Source organism: uncultured Flavobacterium sp. (assembly GCF_963975005.1).
Lineage (GTDB): Bacteria > Bacteroidota > Bacteroidia > Flavobacteriales > Flavobacteriaceae > Flavobacterium.
Genome location: NZ_CAXBFR010000053.1, coordinates 1 through 17902 on the forward strand (window position 1 = coordinate 1; position 17902 = coordinate 17902).

The following is a 17902-nucleotide window of genomic DNA, read 5'->3' on the forward strand; positions in this document are numbered from 1 at the left end:
GCATGATTATGGTTTGTTATACGAACCAATGCAAGCAAATATGGTTTTCACAGTTGAACCAGGAATTTACATTCCAAAAGAAGGTTTTGGAATTCGTTTAGAAGATGATGTTGTGATTCAAAGTAAAGGTGAACCATTTAATTTGATGAGAAATATTCCTATTGAGATTGATGAGATTGAGTCGATTATGAATAGCTAATTTGGATATTCAGATTATCGGATTATAGATTTTCAGATAGAACGGTTTGCGAAAGTGAACCGTTTTTTTTTGTTTTCAATTATGTAAAGATGAACTTGATTCAGCTAATTTTTTCGGGAACACAGATTTGAGAAATTAGAATGATATTTGAAATTTATTCTTTTTTTGTTAATTGAATTTGTGGCATTGGTTTACAATAAGGTTTGCTTACAATTTTTGAACGCATAATCTTTTTATCATTAAAATGTCTTGATATATTTTGAACCATATCTGTATAATTATCATATTCACCATTTTTATAATAAAAGACTTTTATAGAACGACAATTCTCGTGTTCAAAAATAGTATTTAACAATGTTCTGTCTGATAAACCACAAGAATGTCCAAGAATTATTACTTGAAATTTTTCACTTTCTACATATGATAATAAATCATTATAATTTGAATTTTGTAAATATAGAAATGACTTAAAGTTTTTCAAATATTCATTGTCATCTAAATTTTCTATTTCTTTATAATCTTCATCCATTTCATCTCCAAAACCAAAATTCATCTTATTATCCGAAACATTTTCTAATTCTCCATGAATGTAATTTACTTTAGTTTCTATTCTTTCACTTGTGTTTAAAATATCACTGTAAATTTTAACTGTTGGAGTATAATTAAAATTTAAAAAATATAATTTATTAACTAACTCTTCTTTTTTTTCTTTTTCGAAATGATCTTTTATTTCTTCAACATCTTCAGAATTATTAAATTCTTTCAAAACATCATGTTCATTACTTGTGAGTGAAATTGGTTTTAGAACATCATATATCGATTTTAAACTAGAATGATAATTAAATTTATAAGCATCTTTAACTTTATCTTTCAAATATTTTCCTAAAAGTATTTTTACATATTCAAACTCTTTATTCAATTCTTGTACTTGAATTTTTTGTTCATTTTGCCAATATTCTATAGACTTAGAAACATCTAAACATTTTGAATTGATTATTTTTTTTAATTGTCTGTAGTATTCATTCTCAATATCAACCCAATTTTGCACATTCTTTTGATTAATAGCTTTAAAAAAAGAATTTTTATAATTCAAAATATGTCTTCTTGGGTATTGTCCGGTCATATGATTATTCCCATATTCAGTATAAATTTCAGCTTCCGAAAATTTTATTTTTTCATCAAACTTCATTAAACATTTAGCTATACAGTTTAAGCCTTTTATCTCTTCAAATACAATATTTAAAGTATCTATAAAATAAATAAAATCATCATTATGCTTGCTGCTTTTAATAGAAGACCAATAATCATCAATAAAATCTTTATAACTCGTTGGCAAACCATGAGCTAAATCAAAACCGTTTCCAATAATAACTAATCTATTCATAATTTAAAAAATCCTTTTCTCAAAGATAAGTAATTTCTTTAAAAAATTAAGCCCATAAAAAATGTGATTCTGAATCAATTTCATAATGACAAGATTGAAGAAAAACTTTGTGGACCTTGCGAAAAATCCTTGCGAACTTGGTGGTTAAATTTCAAACTTCAATTAAAAATTCTACTTTTGCAGTAAACAAATTTTCCCTTGAAACAAACACTCTTCAAAAACACAAAAATTGCTTATTCTGAAACTGGAAAAGGTACAACAGTAGTTTTATTGCATGGTTTTTTAGAAAACTCAACGATGTGGAATTCACATATTGAAGCTTTGTCGAAACGAAATCGTGTGATTTGTATTGATTTATTAGGTCATGGTCAAACAGATTGTTTGGGCTATTTACATTCTATGGAAGATCAAGCTGACATGGTTCATTATGTTTTACATGAGTTAAAAATTAGAAAAGCCATTCTTATTGGTCATTCCATGGGCGGCTATATTGCTTTGGCTTTTGCTGAATTGTATCCTGAAATGATGAAAGGCTTGATTTTAATGAATTCAACTTCAAGAGCTGATTCTGAGGAACGAAAAACCAATCGCGATAGAGCTGTTTTGGCTGTAAAACAAAACTATACTGCTTTCATAAGAATGTCAATTGCCAATTTGTTCAGTGAAAACAACAGAGAGCGTTTAAACGATGATATTGAACTTGTACGCAAAGAAGCTTTAAAAACTCCATTACAAGGAATTGTAGCGGCTTTAGAAGGAATGAAAGTTAGAAATGACAGAGAAGTTCTTCTGCATTTTGCTACTTATCCAATCTTATTAATTCTTGGTAAACAAGACCCGGTTTTAAATTACGAAGAAAATATAACTCAAATAGAAAATACAAAAGTAGAATTAGTCACTTTTGATGATGGCCACATGAGCTATATTGAAAATAGAGAAGAATTGACTAAAGTGCTTTTAAGTTTTTTAAAAAAGACATAAAAAAACTGAAATCAAATTGACTTCAGTTTTTATTAATTTACTTTTTAATCCTTAAATTTTTACTCTTGAAATTTCTTGTCCAGTTGGATATTTAATTGCAATATCATCTTCTGCAGTAATAAAAATTTCTAACGGCTCATAAGCTGTAACAGTAGTAAAACTTCCTTTTTCAGAAGCATCTGTTTCAAGCTGACCTAAATTTAAAAGTCCATTTGCTTCTGTCTGCATCCAAACTATGTAAGATGCTCTTGGAGGTGTTAAACGGTCGGGAGATGACAGGTATTTAGAATTTAGGTTAATTTCTCTGTTGCCGTTATCGTCTTTTTTAATTTTTACAGTAATTTCTGCAGCTGGAGCAACATTAGAAACAGGAAAGACCAATTTGGATGCACATGATGACATTATCACCATTGCACATAAAAGTAATATTTTTTTCATTTAGTAATTTTTTAATTATACAGTCAATTTACAAAAAAAAATCGAGATATACAAATCATCCTTTTTGCTTAAACAGCAACTTTTAACAATGAAATGTGATTTAAGTTAAATAAAGAAACCTTATAAATAAGGTCATATTAGGTTTTTTGAGTTTTACTTAACCCTCATACTGTTTAACTTCAATAATATTATAAGGTAATGAGAATTCGTTTTCGGTTAACGCTTCTAATACGTTTTTCATTACTTGTGTTCTAATGGCCAAGTGATAACTTTTTGATGCACCTTTAAAAGTGTCTAACCAAAAAAAAACTTTTATATTAATTGTGCTTGCTGCAAATTCATCAATTACAACTGTCGGCTTTTTTGCACCAAGTAAAACACCTTCTGCTTTAGAAACTGATTCTATAATTACTTGAATAGCTTTTGAAAGATCACTTGAATAATCTAGTCCTAGCATAAATTCATTACGCAAAAAACCATCAATGGTATAATTGATTAAAGGTGATTTTAATATTTGAGAATTTGGCACAAAAACGTCTTTTCCGTCTGTTGTTTTAATAATCGTTTCTCTAATTCTAAGTTCTTTTACGTAACCAATTACATTTTCGGTTTCAATTAAATCATTCTCTTTGAATGGACTTTTAAAAGCTAATAACATTCCAGCCAAGAAATATTCTCCAATATCTTTAAAAGCAAAACCAATTACAAAAGTTAAAATTCCGGCTCCAGCCAATATTTTAGTAGTAATATCTTGAAAACCTATAAAGTCTAAAAAGAATACAATGGTAATAGTTTTAATAATTCCTGAAATTATTTGTGCTATAAAAAGTCCGGAAAGTGTGTTTTTTACCTTTGATTTAATTTTATTTTGAGTGAATTTTTTTCCAAAATTAGCAATTGTAAACCCTACAATTAATACAACAAGACCAATTAAAAAAGCTGGTGCATTTTGTAAAATTGAGTCGTAATAAAACTGTATTTTCTCAATTAACTTATCCATAAATATTGGTTACAAATTTTCTTCAAAAGAAATTTCTGGGTTTAGAATTTCTTGTATTAAAGATACTAATTCTATTTTAAAAGTTTCAATTGTATGGGTTGTAATTTCTGAATCGCTATTTTTTCCTTTTCCAAAACCAAAAGGCATAAAACCAGCTTTCATGTTTTTGAAAGAAATAATTCCGGCTTCCACTGGATATTCTTTATATTCTAAATTATTTTCAAACATTAAAGCATAACAAAGCAATTGAATAATTTTATCATATTTAATATCAGAAGATAAAACCGTAAAATCATCTACTTTTAAACTACCTCCTAAAACTTTTCCTGTTTTGTAATCGATGATTCGGATTTTATTGTCTCTTAATTCAATTCTGTCAACGTTTCCGGCAATTGTTATTTTATAAGGGAGATTTATATCTATAATTTTACCTTCTAAAGTTTGTTCTAGGAATAAAATTTTAATGGCAATTCCGGCTTCGATATCTTTCTTTTCCATTTTTAAAAATTGCTCTACATTTTGTTTGGCAACTTCGAAGGCTAAAAGATTTTTTCCTTTTTTGATTTCACCTTCTTTGTAAATGGTTTTGAACTGTTTTATCGTTTCCCTTTCGACCAAATTTAACATTATATCAATATCGTTCACCGACAAATATTTTCCAACAAATGGATCATACAAATGCTTTAAAGTTTCGTGAATTACAGTTCCTAATGTATTTACTGCAATGTTCTCTTCAACTTCATCAATTTCTCTAATCCGTAAAATTCGTTGCGTGTAAAACTGAATTGGATTTCGTATGTAACTTGTCAATGAAGAAGGAGAAAACCCTTTTCCAGTTGCAATTTCTTGTAGTCTATCTAAAACAGCTTGTGTTTTTTCTATTTTAATTGGTTCATAAGCCAAACTAGGCAAATGAGCGTTATATATTGTGTTTTTCTTAATATGATGTGGGAAATCGATTTCTAATTGCGTTAAGAAACGACTTTTTTCACCAGCGTCAATTCCGTCTGAATTTTCAGAATTATAAAGCAAGTAAATATTTTTGGCTCGATACAATAAATGATAAAAGTGATAACTATAAATTGCATCTTTTTCTCTGAAAGTTGGCAATCCTAATTCGCGTTTAATATCATAAGGAATAAACGAATTTGAACTTTTTCCAGAAGGAAATTTACCTTCATTTACTGAAGTTATAATTACGTTTTCAAAATCTAAAACACGACTTTCTAAAACTCCCATAACTTGCAAACCAGACAAAGGTTTTCCTTCAAAAGAAACTTCAGCCAAATCCACTACATTTTTATAAATAGAAAATAAGCTTGAAAGTGAAGTTATGCTTTGGTATTTTTCAATAAAAGTAGCAATACGGTTTAAAACTTGATAAATAGAATGTAAAAAAGCTTTTGCAATTATATCTTCTTGATTATCGTTCGTTAAACGTGATTTTATCGAGAGTAAAACTTGAGTTAGTTTGGTGATGATTTCAGTTGCATCATCATTCCATTTTGAAAAAATTAGTTCAAATAATGGGTTTTCTTTATTGGTTTTGTGTTCTTCATATAATTGAAACAACTTATCATTAGAAAAGAACGTAAAGTTGTTGTATTTAATAACATGTTCTACTTTTTTGGCATCAATATAAGGTTCAATTAAGGAGTGGTTTAAGATATCTAAAACTTCTTTATAATATAAAGTATATTGTTTTTCGTTTCTTTGTTTTGCGTTAGTGTGAAGTTTAAAAATTTTAGAAATCAACAATTGCGCAGGATTATTTTTACTAGGATAACCCATTGTGATGTTCAAACTTTCAACGGTTTCAGGTAAATTATATAAAACTGGAAGCAATAAATTTTCATCGCCTAATACAACAGCCGTATTTTGTAAATCAGGATTATTTTCTTGAAGTTCTTCGATTAGATTTCCAACAATTTTGGTTTGGCCAACCGTTTTTGGTGTTCCAATTATTTGGATGTTTTTTTCTTGTTCAAAATGACTATCAATCCATTTAAAAGATTGGTTTGCGTATTGTTTCCATTCTTTTTTATATTTTCTGATGAATAAACCCGCATCATGAAATGGATCTTGCAAAATGGTATAATCAATATCCCAATATACTAGTGCTTTTTCATGAAGCATTAAGTGTTGGAAAATTCGTTCTTCAGCTTGATTTAGCGCATTAAAACCAGCAAAGATAATTTTATTTGAAGTCGGAATTTCTTTAGTAAAAGCTTCTAAATTGTGTATTGATTCACGATATAATAAGCCTTGATAACCAATTCCTTTATCTAAAAGATATTTATAAAATGAATTATAATAGTGTGGTAATTTTTCCCAAAACTCTAAAGTAGAATCAATTAATTTTGTAGTTTGATTTAGTTCTAAGTCCCATCTTTTTAAGGCTTCCACATCTTTTAAGTAGGAAAAAACGTGTTTTTGATCTAACAAATAACGATCAATTTCATTAAAGTCCTGAATAAGTGTTTTTGCCCAATAAGAAAAGGTTTCGAAGTCTTGAATGTCTTTTTTTTCGGTTATTGAAGAGTATACATTATAAAATTCGAACAACACTTCCATTGAATCGATAGTTCGTAATCCTGATATATCTTGAATGAATTCTTCTATACTAACTATATTTGGTGTAAAAATAGGTTTAGAGAGTTTAGACTGAATGTTTTCAATTAAAAAAACTCTTGCTCTTTTACTAGGAAGAACTATAGTAATATCCGATAAATTATCAGGAAACTGATTGATTAATTCATCTGTAAGTTTACTTAAGAATGTTGGTTTGTTCATATAGTATAAAAATAAAAAAAACGCCCCGAATAAACGAGGCGTTTTCTTAAAAATATTTTAGAATTAAATTATTTATCTAATTTAACTTCAACTCTTCTGTTGTTAGCTTTACCAGCTTTAGTGTTATTAGTATCAATTGGATATTTTTCACCAAAACCTGTAGAAGATAATCTTTTAGCATCAACTCCATTCTCGATTAAGTAAGCTTTAACAGCTTCTGCTCTTGAAGTAGATAAAATTTGATTAGTCTCTTCTTTACCATCACTATCAGTATGTCCTTCAATTGAGAACTTAGAGTTTGGATACTCTTTTAAGATAGCAGTAATAGCTTGTAATACTGGGTAAGTTTGTTTTTGGAATGAAGATTTACCTGAATCAAATAAGATTGTTTTAGCATAATCATTCAAACTTTTCATTACTGCTTCTGATACTTCAGGACAACCGTTGTTAGCAACAGTTCCTTTTACAGTAGGACATTTGTCATCTTTATCAGCAACACCATCTCCGTCAGTATCTGGCCATGGACAACCTGCGTTATCTTTTGGTCCTTTAACTTCTGGACATTTGTCTACATTGTCAGCAACACCGTCACCGTCTGTATCAGGACAACCTTTCATCATTTTTGAACCTTTAACGTCTGGACAAGCATCTTCTGAATCGATGATTCCATCTCCGTCTCTATCTGGACATCCGTTTAATTCTTTTAAACCTGCAACTTCTGGACAAGCATCAGCAGAATCCATAATACCATCTTTATCAGTATCAGGACATCCGTTGAATTCTTTTAAACCAGCAACTTCTGGACAAGCATCATCTTTGTCATATATTCCATCACCGTCAGTATCTTTACCTCCAAATTTGAAAGTAAGACCTGCGAAATGCTGCATATGAGAAGCAACATCAACATTTGGTGTTCTTGTGTCATCAAATGAATGTTTGTAAGTAGATTGTAATGATAAACCAACATTTTCAGTAAACCAAAAGTTTATTCCTAAACCTCCATTAACTGTTCCTGCAGAAGCATCACCCATCCAAGTATAACCTCCACCAACGTGAGCGAATGGATCTAATACTTTAGATTTGATCATTTCCATGAAGCTATATTTAATAGCTAAATCTCCAGCATAATAAGATAAATCACCAGGATTTGTAACTACGTGAGAGTTAATTGTACCAGGTACTTTAGTAACAAATCTGCTAATTTTGTTAACAGAACCTGTTAAACCAATAGAAAAATTGTTTCCAACATGCTTAGAAACTCCAACATAAGAAACAGATGGAATAATGTTCCAGTGATCTTTTACATTGAAATATTCAGCAATTTGATGTTCAAACTTCTCCGATGCGCTGAATTTTGTGTCAACTGCGTTCACACCAAAAGACACTGCCCATGGATTGTTGCTGTCTTGTGCTTGTGTTGCTAAACCAGCAAACATTAAAGCCACAGCAAATAATTTGTTAAGATGTTTCATACTTTTTTTTAATTTTAATTTAATTACAACCTATATAATTTAAACAAATTTAACACGATTATTTATATCTGCAAATTTTATTCATAAAAAATACTTAAAAACACATATTTTTATGGTTATTATATCACTTTTAGGCTTTTTCCTACTTCTATAAACGCATTTATAGCCTTGTCTAAATGTGTTTTTGAATGAGCTGCAGATAATTGAACTCTAATTCTTGCTTTGTCTTTTGGAACAACTGGAAAGAAAAACCCAATTACATAAATTCCTTTTTTAAGCAATTCATCTGCCATTGTTTGAGATAATTTAGCATCATAAAGCATGACTGGAACAATTGCAGAATCTCCATCTATAATATCAAAACCTGCTTTTTTCATTCCGCTTTTAAAATAATTAGTATTCCATTCTAATTTATCTCTTAATGACGTGTCTTTTTCTAATAATTCAAAAACTCTAATTGAAGCTCCTACGATTGCTGGTGCCAAAGAATTTGAAAACAAATATGGTCGAGAGCGTTGACGTAAGATTTCGATAACTTCTTTTTTGGCAGTTGTATAACCACCCATTGCTCCACCAAGTGCTTTTCCTAATGTTCCTGTTATGATATCTATTCTACCTATAACATTTTTAGCTTCTAAAGTACCAATACCTTTTGCTCCTATAAAACCTGTTGCATGACATTCATCAATCATTACTAAGGCATCATATTTATCAGCTAAATCACAAATTTTATCTAGAGGTGCAACTAAGCCATCCATTGAAAAGACACCATCAGTAACAATTAACTTAAACCTTCTTCCTTCTTCTGTAGCTTTTATTAATTGATCTTCCAAATCTTGCATATTGCTGTTTTCATAACGATAACGAGCTGCTTTACAAAGCCTTACACCATCAATAATTGAGGCATGGTTTAGACTATCTGAAATAATACAATCTTCCGCACCTAATAAAGGCTCGAAAACTCCACCATTCGCATCAAATGCAGCTGCATATAGTATTGTGTCTTCTGTTCCGTAGAAATTTGCAATTTTTTGTTCTAATGTTTTATGAATATCTTGAGTTCCACAAATAAAACGAACCGATGACATTCCGAAACCATGAGAATCTAAAGCGTCTTTTGCTGCTTGAACAACTTCTGGATGTGATGAAAGTCCTAAATAATTGTTGGCACAAAAGTTTAAAACAGTTTCACCCGTTGAAATAGTAATTTCTGCCCCTTGAGGCGAAGTAATAATTCGCTCTTTTTTAAACAATCCGTTCTCTTGAATTGCTTGTAATTCTTCTTGTAAGTGTTGTTGTATTTTGCCGTACATATCTTTATTTTTTACAAATGTATAATTTTTAAATTTTCCCCTAAATAAACCAATGCTTTTTCTTCTACTTTATATCCCATTTTTTGTAAAACAGCTTCATATTTTTCAATTTGATGTTTATGACTTTCTTTTGGAACTCCAGTTTTATAATCTAAGAGATAAACTTTTTCTCCAAAAACTGCAATTCTATCTGGAATAAAAGTATTTTTATTATCGTCAATGATACTAGTTTCATTATAAATTTTGGCTTCTTTTGAATAAAATTTATGTAATTCTTTATGATTTATAATTGAAATTATAACTTCTTCAATTATAATAACTTGTGATTTATTAATTAAACCTTTTTCTAAAGAAATAGCAATCGCTTTACTTATATCTTCACTCGTTTTAATGTAAGATAAAATTTCGTGTAAAGTGTTTCCGAATTCAATGGCTTCTGCTTGGATTGTTCCCCACATTAAAGCTTCTTTTTGAGCAATTTTTATAGCACTTGTTTTGATCTTATTTTGGACAACTTGGATTTCATCTAAATTAGCAATCACGTCTTCACTTTTTGATGCTTTAATTGGATTTCCGAATTCATATTCCAATTGATTTTTATCAAAGTTTTTATTTAATTGAAGATATTCAATTATATTAGAAGACAGCGTATTAGGTAAACTTCCATCTTTATTAATCTTAATTTCTGAAATTACATAAAGTTGCTCAACTGCTCTGGTAAAAGCAACATACAAAACATTAATATTGTCTAATATTTCTTCTTGATTTTTTTCTTGGTAAATTTTACTTGCATCATCACTATAACTTAAAACATCTTTTTTATTATCAATCAATACTTTAGAAAAATTTATAGCTGAATTTTCTAAAGGAATCCAAAGTTTATTTTTATTGTTTTTTGAATAATTATCGTTTGCAAAAGGATAAATCACCACAGGAAATTCTAATCCTTTTGACTTATGAATTGTCATGATTTTTATGGCATTATTTCCGTCTGGAGAAGGAATGCTTTTTTTGTAACCTGTTCTTTGCCAATAATCAATAAAATCTGCGATACTTGATTGTGCTTTTATATGTCTTTCTAAAACCAAATCTAGAAAATATTGAACATAAGAATTATTAGCTTTCTGTTTGATAAATGCGGAAACAATAATTTCAACAACTTCGTAAAGCGATTTTTTTCTGCAAGCATTAAAATCAATTGAAACATCATATTTTTGTAGTGCAATTTTTAAATTTTCTTCTGAAACATGAAGGTTTTGGTTAATTAAATCATGAATTTCTTCAGAAGATTGCAAATATTTCCCGACATAATACAACATATTGAACTTTGCATCAGTGTCAAACTTATTATTTATATACTTCAAAACATTGATAATCAACTTAACTTCAGTTGCATTTTGAATCAATAAAGTTTCAGAAGACAAAATCGGAATTTCATTTTCTGTTAAATAATTCGCTAATAAAACTCCGTTTGATTTAGTTCGCGTCAACAAAACCATGTCTTTATATTGGAATCCGTTTTTCAGGACTTTTTCAATCGTAACTAAAGTTTGTTTTAAATATTTTGTGTTTTTATCATCGTCTTCTTCCTCTTCATTTACCTCAGCATTATCAGAAGTATCAATGAACGAAATATTAGCGTAACCACCATTTTTATTGGTTTTATTCTGATGGCTATTATTCAAATATAAATCTACATAATCTGGATTTTCTAATTTACTTGAAATGAATCTAAAAAAATCATTATTAAAGTCAATTACTTCACTATAACTCCTATAATTTGTATCTAAAACTATGGTTTCTTTATCTTTATTTGAAAACGGATTTTCGTCTTTACTCAAAGAAATAAATTGTTCTGCTTTTCCACCTCGCCAACGATAAATTGCTTGTTTTGGGTCACCAACTAACATCAATGTTCCAGCCACTCCATTTTCTTCACTAGAAAGTGCATTGTCCACTAACGGAATTAAGTTTTTCCATTGTAAAACTGAAGTATCTTGAAACTCATCAATAAAAAAATGACGGTATCGATCACCCATTTTCTCATATATAAAAGGAGCTGGTTGATTTTGGATTTCTTTGTTTATTATCTCATTAAATTCAGAAATAGATAAAATATTTTGATCGGTTTGAATTTTTCTAAACTCCTTATTAATTGAATTTAGTAACGATAACGGATAAATGTTTTTATTAAAAGCTTCAAGCAAGAAAACACTTTGATATTCTTTGTAGGCTTCTTGTAATTTTTGTAAGATATCTGGTAAAATACCTTCAATTAAGTCCTTCTCTTTTGCTGTTTTATTGATTTGAACTTGTTCAACTTCAACAAATTTATTTATGTCAGAAGCCGGAAGATTTCCATCTATAATTTTAATTAAATGGTTTGGAAAAGTTTTTCTTGAAAAAGATTCTACAGCAATTCCGTTATTATTAATCAAATTCAAACCTTCTTGAGCTAAAATTGATGCTTGTATTTTATATATTTCGATTTGTTCGATAATTACCTTTTTGGTTTCAACAAAATCAGCAATAGTTTTATTTTCAAAATCTTTTAATTCGTGTTTACTATCCTCATTAGTAAGTAATTTACTTGCATTTAATAATTCATAAGTAATATCCCAGTTTTTATCATCATCTGTATTATTTCTAGAGAAATCTAAAAGCAATTTTGTTAATTCTTCATCTTCACCAGCTTTAGAAATAACGGTTTCAATGGCTTCTTGCATTAATAAATCGGTTTCTAAAGAAATATCAAAATCTAACGGAATATTTAATTCGTGAGAAAATGATTTAATAATCTTTAACGTAAATCTATCAATAGTCGAAATATCAAAAGCTGTGTAATTATGGATAATACTTTTAATGATTAATTTCGACTTATCTTTAATTGTGGCAATGCTTAATCCTGTTTCTTTTGCAACATCTTTTAATAAATCAGCGGCTTTTTCTGAAGTTTCCTCTTTTGAAAATTCAAGTAAATAAAAAATGATTCTAGATTTCATTTCTTCTACGGCTTTGTTGGTAAAAGTTATGGCTAGAATTTTTCTATAAGCTTCATTTGAAGGTGATTTTAATAAAATTTTGATATACTCTTTCGACAAAGTATAAGTTTTACCTGAACCTGCAGAGGCATTGTAGATTGAAAAGGAGGCTTTATTTTCTGTCATATGTGTAAATCTTATAAAACTATAAGAAAATTGTATTATGTATTTAACGGCTTATTTTGTAAATTTGAATAAAATTAATACTAATCTATTTAAAAAACTATATTATGGCTTTTGAATTACCAAAATTACCTTATGCATATGATGCATTAGAACCACATATTGATGCTAGAACTATGGAAATACACCATACAAAACATCATAATGGTTATACAACGAACTTAAACAACGCAATTGCAGGAACTGAATTAGAAGGGAAATCGATAGAAGATATTCTTAAAAATTTAGACATGAGCAATGCTGCTGTTAGAAATAATGGTGGTGGTTTTTTTAATCACTCTTTGTTTTGGGAAGTAATGTCACCAAACGGTGGTGGATTACCAACTGGAGATTTAGCCGCTGGAATTGATGCAGCTTTTGGATCTTTTGAGGATTTTAAAAATGCTTTTGCAAAAGCTGGAGCAACTCAATTTGGATCAGGTTGGGCTTGGCTTTGTGTGAAAGACGGAAAATTAGAAGTTTGTGGAACACCAAATCAAGATAATACTTTAATGCCAGGAGTTGGTTGCGGAGGAACTCCAATCTTAGGAATGGATGTTTGGGAACATGCTTACTATTTACATTATCAAAACAGAAGACCTGATTATATTGAAGCTTTCTTTAATGTAATTAACTGGAATGAAGTTGCAAAAAGATATACTGCTGCCAAATAAACAGTAGTTTACTAAAAAGTAAAAGGGCTGAAGATAATTCTTCAGCCCTTTTTGTATATAAGATTGTTTGATTATACTAAATAAAAAAGGTGGAAATAAATCCACCCTTTTTGCCCCAAATCTACCATAAACTTAACCTACTAATCCTATGGTGAAACAAATCTATGCAAAATATTTTTATGAACAAACTTTCTGCGAATATTTTTTGTTGTTATTAACAATTTTATTTTTAATAAGCTCTTGCATCGTTTCCTTCGTAAAAATTCAAAAAAGCCCTATTTACTACCCTATTGCCACCAAACGTTGGATAATCACCAGTAAAATACCAATCTCCTAAATTTTTAGGACAAGCTTTGTGTAAGTTTTCAACATTTTGAAAAATGATTTTTACTTGTGCATTGACCGATTTTGAAGTTAGCATTTCTGAAATTTTATCTGAAATTTCTTGATCAGTAAATGGAGCGTATAATTCTTTAACGTAATTGACTACTTCTTTGTCTGCAAAAAGCTCTTGTTTTTTAGATTTTTCGTAGACTTCATCAACAATATGATATAAGTTTCTTTCTTTTAACAATGCTAATGTTGCTTTAAAAGCAATTAAGCCTTCTAGTTTTGCCATATCAATTCCATAGCAATCAGGATAACGAATTTGTGGTGCTGATGAAACTACAACAATCTTTTTAGGATTTAGTCTATCCATCATTTTAATGATGCTTTTCTTAAGAGTAGTTCCCCTTACGATGCTATCATCAATGATTACTAAATTATCTGTTGGTTTTATCACACCATAAGTCACATCATAAACATGAGCCACTAAACTATCCCTACTACTGTCCTCAGTAATAAACGTTCTTAATTTAGCATCTTTAATAGCGATTTTTTCCGTTCTAATTTTTACAGAAAGTATTTCTTCTAATTTTTCTTTAGTTAGCGTTTTTCTGTTATCTAAGATGTACTTGTTTTTTCTTTGGTTTAAGAAATCTTGAGCGGCTTCTACCATTCCGTAGAAAGAAGTTTCTGCTGTATTTGGAATAAAAGAAAAAACTGAATTATCTGTATCATTATCAATCGCTTCTAAAACTGCTGGCAAAATTAATTTACCTAATTCTTTACGTTCTTGATAAATTTCGGCATCACTTCCTCTTGAAAAATAGATTCTTTCAAACGAACAAGCTTTCTTTTCTGTTGCTGGAATAATTTCTTCTAAAGATATTGAACCATTCTTTTTAACGATAATCGCTTTTCCTGGATCTAATTCTTTTACTTTTTCGAAAGGCACATTAAAAACCGTTTGAATAACTGGTCTTTCTGAAGCTACTACTGCAATTTCATCATCTGCATAATAATACGCTGGACGAATTCCCGCTGGATCTCTAAATACAAATGCATCTCCATGACCTAATAATCCAGCCATTGCATAACCACCATCCCAGTTTTTAGAAGCTTTTCGCAATATTTTTGCAACGTCTAATTGTTCCATAATAACTTGAGAAGCTTCGCGTTTAGAAAGTCCTTTTTCTTTACATTCTTGATAAATTTCGGTTACATCTTCATCTAAAAAATGTCCGATTTTTTCCATCACAGTAACTGTGTCAGCCATTTCTTTTGGATGTTGCCCTAATTCCACCAAACTTTGAAACAATTCTTTTACATTAGTCATGTTAAAGTTTCCGGCAACAATTAGATTTCTGTGCATCCAATTGTTTTGACGTAAGAAAGGATGAACACTTTCGATGCTGTTTTTACCAAAAGTTCCGTAACGAACGTGACCTAAAAACAATTCTCCTATATAAGGAATGTGTTGTTTTTGAAGTTCAGCCGTATTATATTCTGGATGTGATTCTAACTCTTCATTAATTCTTCCATTAATTTGAGCAAAAATATCTTGAATAGGTTGTGCATCATTAGAACGAATTCTACTAATATATCTTTCTCCAGGATTTACGTCCAATTTAATACTTGCTAAACCTGCTCCGTCTTGCCCGCGGTTATGTTGCTTTTCCATCAAGAGATACATTTTCTCTATGCCGTAAAAAGCTGTTCCATATTTTTCTTTATAGAAATCTAATGGTTTTAAAAGTCTTAATAAAGCAATTCCACATTCGTGTTTAATAGCATCGCTCATAATTGTAGTGTGTTGTGTTGTTGTTTAATGTAATAAAAAAAGCCTCGAAACTTCGAGGCATAAATTTACGATAATTCTATATCAAATTGTGTTAACGCTCTAAATTGTTGCAAGCGCGAATGAACCTCTTCTTTTTCAAGTTGTTCCATTCTTTCTGTTCCAAATTTCTCCACACAGAATGAAGCTAAGTTTGAACCATAAATAATTCCGTTCTTCATATTGTCGAAAGAAACGTTTTCGCTTTGTGCTATATATCCAGAAAAACCACCCGCAAAAGTATCACCTGCTCCTGTTGGATCAAATACTTCTTCTAATGGTAAAGCTGGTGCGAAGAATACGTTTTTACCTTCAAAAAGTAAAGCTCCGTGTTCTCCTTTTTTAATTACAACATATTTTGGACCCATTGTATGAATCTTTGCTGCTGCTTTTACTAAAGAATATTCTCCTGATAATTGACGAGCTTCTTCATCATTAATTGTTATAACGTCTACACGTTTAATTACATCCATTAATTCTGGTAAAGCACAATCCATCCAAAAGTTCATTGTGTCTAAAACGATTAATTTTGGAGTTGAAGTCATTTGATCTAAAACACCCGACTGAACTAAAGGGTGTAAGTTTCCTAACATTACAACTTCAGCATTTTTATAATCATTTGGTACAACTGGATTAAAATCCGCTAATACATTTAATTGTGTTTCTAAAGTATCTCTTGAATTTAAGTCGTTATGGTATTTACCACTCCAAAAGAATGTTTTTCCACCTTTTACAACTTCAATTCCTGAAATATCTATGTTTTTATTGGTTAATAAATCTAAATATTCTTGTGGAAAGTCATCTCCAACTACAGAAACAATGGCCGATTTTACATTAAAAAACGAAGCAGAAAGTCCAATATAAGTTGCAGCTCCACCAAGTATTTTATCGGTTTTTCCAAAAGGAGTTTCAATAGCGTCAAAAGCTACAGTTCCTACAATTAATAATTTGTTCATTATATATAATTTGAAGTAAGGTGCAAAGATACATTTTTAGTTTAAAAGTATAAAATGCATTTGGAGTTTAACTTTTTATTACAACAACTTCTTTTCTTCCATTTCATAAAAAGAATCAATAGACAAGTTTTTTTGTTGAGAAGCCATAACGGCTAATTCATCACAACGTTCGTTTTGAGGGTGATTGTTATGTCCTTTTACCCATTTAAAATCAACTTTATGTTTTCTATAGGCTTTTAAAAATCGCATCCATAAATCAGGATTCTTTCTGTCTTTGAAGCCTTTCTTTTCCCAACCAAAGAGCCATTTTTTTTCAACAGCATCAACTACATATTTAGAGTCAGAAACTACTAAAACACTCATGTTTGGGTTTTTTAGCTTTTCTAACCCTACAATTACGGCTAAAAGTTCCATCCTATTATTGGTAGAAATTCTAAAACCTTCAAAAAACTCTTTTTTATGAGGTGTCCCTACTAATTCCATTACAACACCATAACCTGCTGGTCCAGGATTACCTTTTGCTGCTCCATCTGTGTATATATGTACTTGGTGTGACAAATTTTTGAGTTATGAATTTTGAGTTAAAAGTTTTTTAATAACTTCTGGAAAATGTTTATGTTCTAATTGATGTACTTTTTTAGCTATTTCTTCTGGTGATATACAATCTAAAATTGTAACATTTTTCTGAAAAATAATTGCTCCTTCATCATAATTTGGAGTGACATAATGAATTGTAATTCCAGTTTTTTCATCTTTATTTTCAAAAATAGCTTTATGAACATTCATTCCATACATTCCTTTTCCACCATAATTTGGCAACAACGCTGGATGAATATTAATTATTTTATTGGGATAAGCCTTAATAATATGCTCTGGAAACTTTAATAAAAATCCAGCAAGGACAATTAAATCAGGTTTAATTATATTTAATTTATCTAAAACAAAGCCTTCATTTAGCTCTGTTTTATTGAATATTAACGTATTAACTTCAAGTTTTTTCGCTTTATCTATAACTTTGGCATCAGAATTGTTTGTTAGCACAGCAGCTACAGTTCCAAGACTGTCTTTTTTAAAACACTTAATTATCTCCTCGGCATTAGTGCCATTTCCGGAAGCAAAAAGCACAATTTTTTTCATTGAACATTGATTTCTTCCACAAAAAAAAGAATAATAATTGGTAAAAAATAAAAAAAAGAGGTCTTTATGAAATATTTTTTTTAAATTCGTAACTTATTATAATAACAAAAATGTGTTGTTTTAAAATAAAGTTTTTTATTTTTGCCAACAAATTAAATTAAAAATTAAAAGATTATGTCAGACATTGCATC

14 protein-coding genes are annotated in these 17902 nt (G+C 29.5%); 3 read left to right on the top strand and 11 right to left on the bottom strand.

The window, feature by feature from the left end:
- Positions 1–199 (top strand): M24 family metallopeptidase (locus tag AACZ53_RS08020; RefSeq protein WP_339836828.1); only part of this gene is annotated, 199 nt, incomplete at its 5' end.
- Between the two features lie 154 nt (positions 200–353).
- Here AACZ53_RS08020 and AACZ53_RS08025 read toward each other — a convergent pair.
- Positions 354–1583 (bottom strand): AbiH family protein, encoded by a 1230-nt coding sequence (locus AACZ53_RS08025; protein WP_339836831.1) that lies wholly within the window; start codon positions 1581–1583, stop codon positions 354–356.
- Positions 1584–1781: 198 nt separating this feature from the next.
- Here AACZ53_RS08025 and AACZ53_RS08030 point away from each other — a divergent pair, with 198 nt between their 5' ends.
- The gene (locus AACZ53_RS08030) at positions 1782–2564 is read left to right on the top strand and encodes an alpha/beta hydrolase (protein WP_339836834.1); all 783 of its coding nucleotides are present in this window, start codon (positions 1782–1784) and stop codon (positions 2562–2564) included.
- Positions 2565–2615: 51 nt separating this feature from the next.
- Here AACZ53_RS08030 and AACZ53_RS08035 read toward each other — a convergent pair whose 3' ends face one another.
- The 6 genes from AACZ53_RS08035 to AACZ53_RS08060 all read right to left on the bottom strand — a co-directional run bounded on the left by AACZ53_RS08035 (position 2616) and on the right by AACZ53_RS08060 (position 12747).
- Positions 2616–3002: a hypothetical protein gene (locus AACZ53_RS08035; RefSeq protein ID WP_339836837.1), complete on the bottom strand. Its 387-nt coding sequence runs from the start codon at positions 3000–3002 to the stop codon at positions 2616–2618.
- Between the two features lie 157 nt (positions 3003–3159).
- Positions 3160–4002 (bottom strand): mechanosensitive ion channel domain-containing protein, encoded by an 843-nt coding sequence (locus tag AACZ53_RS08040; protein WP_339836840.1) that lies wholly within the window; start codon positions 4000–4002, stop codon positions 3160–3162.
- Positions 4003–4011: 9 nt separating this feature from the next.
- On the bottom strand, positions 4012–6795 hold the full coding sequence (locus AACZ53_RS08045; protein WP_339836842.1) for a PD-(D/E)XK nuclease family protein: 2784 nt from the start codon (positions 6793–6795) through the stop codon (positions 4012–4014).
- 68 nt (positions 6796–6863) lie between these two features.
- On the bottom strand, positions 6864–8267 hold the full coding sequence (locus AACZ53_RS08050) for an OmpA family protein (protein ID WP_339836845.1): 1404 nt from the start codon (positions 8265–8267) through the stop codon (positions 6864–6866).
- Between the two features lie 119 nt (positions 8268–8386).
- Positions 8387–9580: a glycine C-acetyltransferase gene (kbl, locus tag AACZ53_RS08055; protein ID WP_339836848.1), complete on the bottom strand. Its 1194-nt coding sequence runs from the start codon at positions 9578–9580 to the stop codon at positions 8387–8389.
- Between the two features lie 11 nt (positions 9581–9591).
- Positions 9592–12747, bottom strand: coding sequence for a UvrD-helicase domain-containing protein (locus AACZ53_RS08060; protein WP_339836851.1), 3156 nt, complete (start codon positions 12745–12747; stop codon positions 9592–9594).
- Between the two features lie 104 nt (positions 12748–12851).
- Between AACZ53_RS08060 and AACZ53_RS08065 the strand changes: the two genes are divergently transcribed.
- Complete coding sequence (locus tag AACZ53_RS08065; RefSeq protein ID WP_339836853.1) at positions 12852–13457, top strand: superoxide dismutase; 606 nt, start codon at positions 12852–12854, stop codon at positions 13455–13457.
- Positions 13458–13686: 229 nt separating this feature from the next.
- On the opposite strand, the gene AACZ53_RS08070 is transcribed toward AACZ53_RS08065, so the two are convergent.
- From AACZ53_RS08070 to AACZ53_RS08085, 4 genes are all read right to left on the bottom strand, one after another.
- On the bottom strand, positions 13687–15582 hold the full coding sequence (locus tag AACZ53_RS08070; RefSeq protein ID WP_339836855.1) for an amidophosphoribosyltransferase: 1896 nt from the start codon (positions 15580–15582) through the stop codon (positions 13687–13689).
- 65 nt (positions 15583–15647) lie between these two features.
- Positions 15648–16574, bottom strand: coding sequence for a PfkB family carbohydrate kinase (locus AACZ53_RS08075; protein ID WP_339836858.1), 927 nt, complete (start codon positions 16572–16574; stop codon positions 15648–15650).
- A gap of 78 nt (positions 16575–16652) precedes the next feature.
- Positions 16653–17132 (bottom strand): ribonuclease HI, encoded by a 480-nt coding sequence (gene rnhA / locus AACZ53_RS08080; protein WP_339836860.1) that lies wholly within the window; start codon positions 17130–17132, stop codon positions 16653–16655.
- 9 nt (positions 17133–17141) lie between these two features.
- On the bottom strand, positions 17142–17711 hold the full coding sequence (locus AACZ53_RS08085; RefSeq protein ID WP_339836861.1) for a phosphoribosylglycinamide formyltransferase: 570 nt from the start codon (positions 17709–17711) through the stop codon (positions 17142–17144).
- Positions 17712–17902 lie beyond the last annotated feature (191 nt).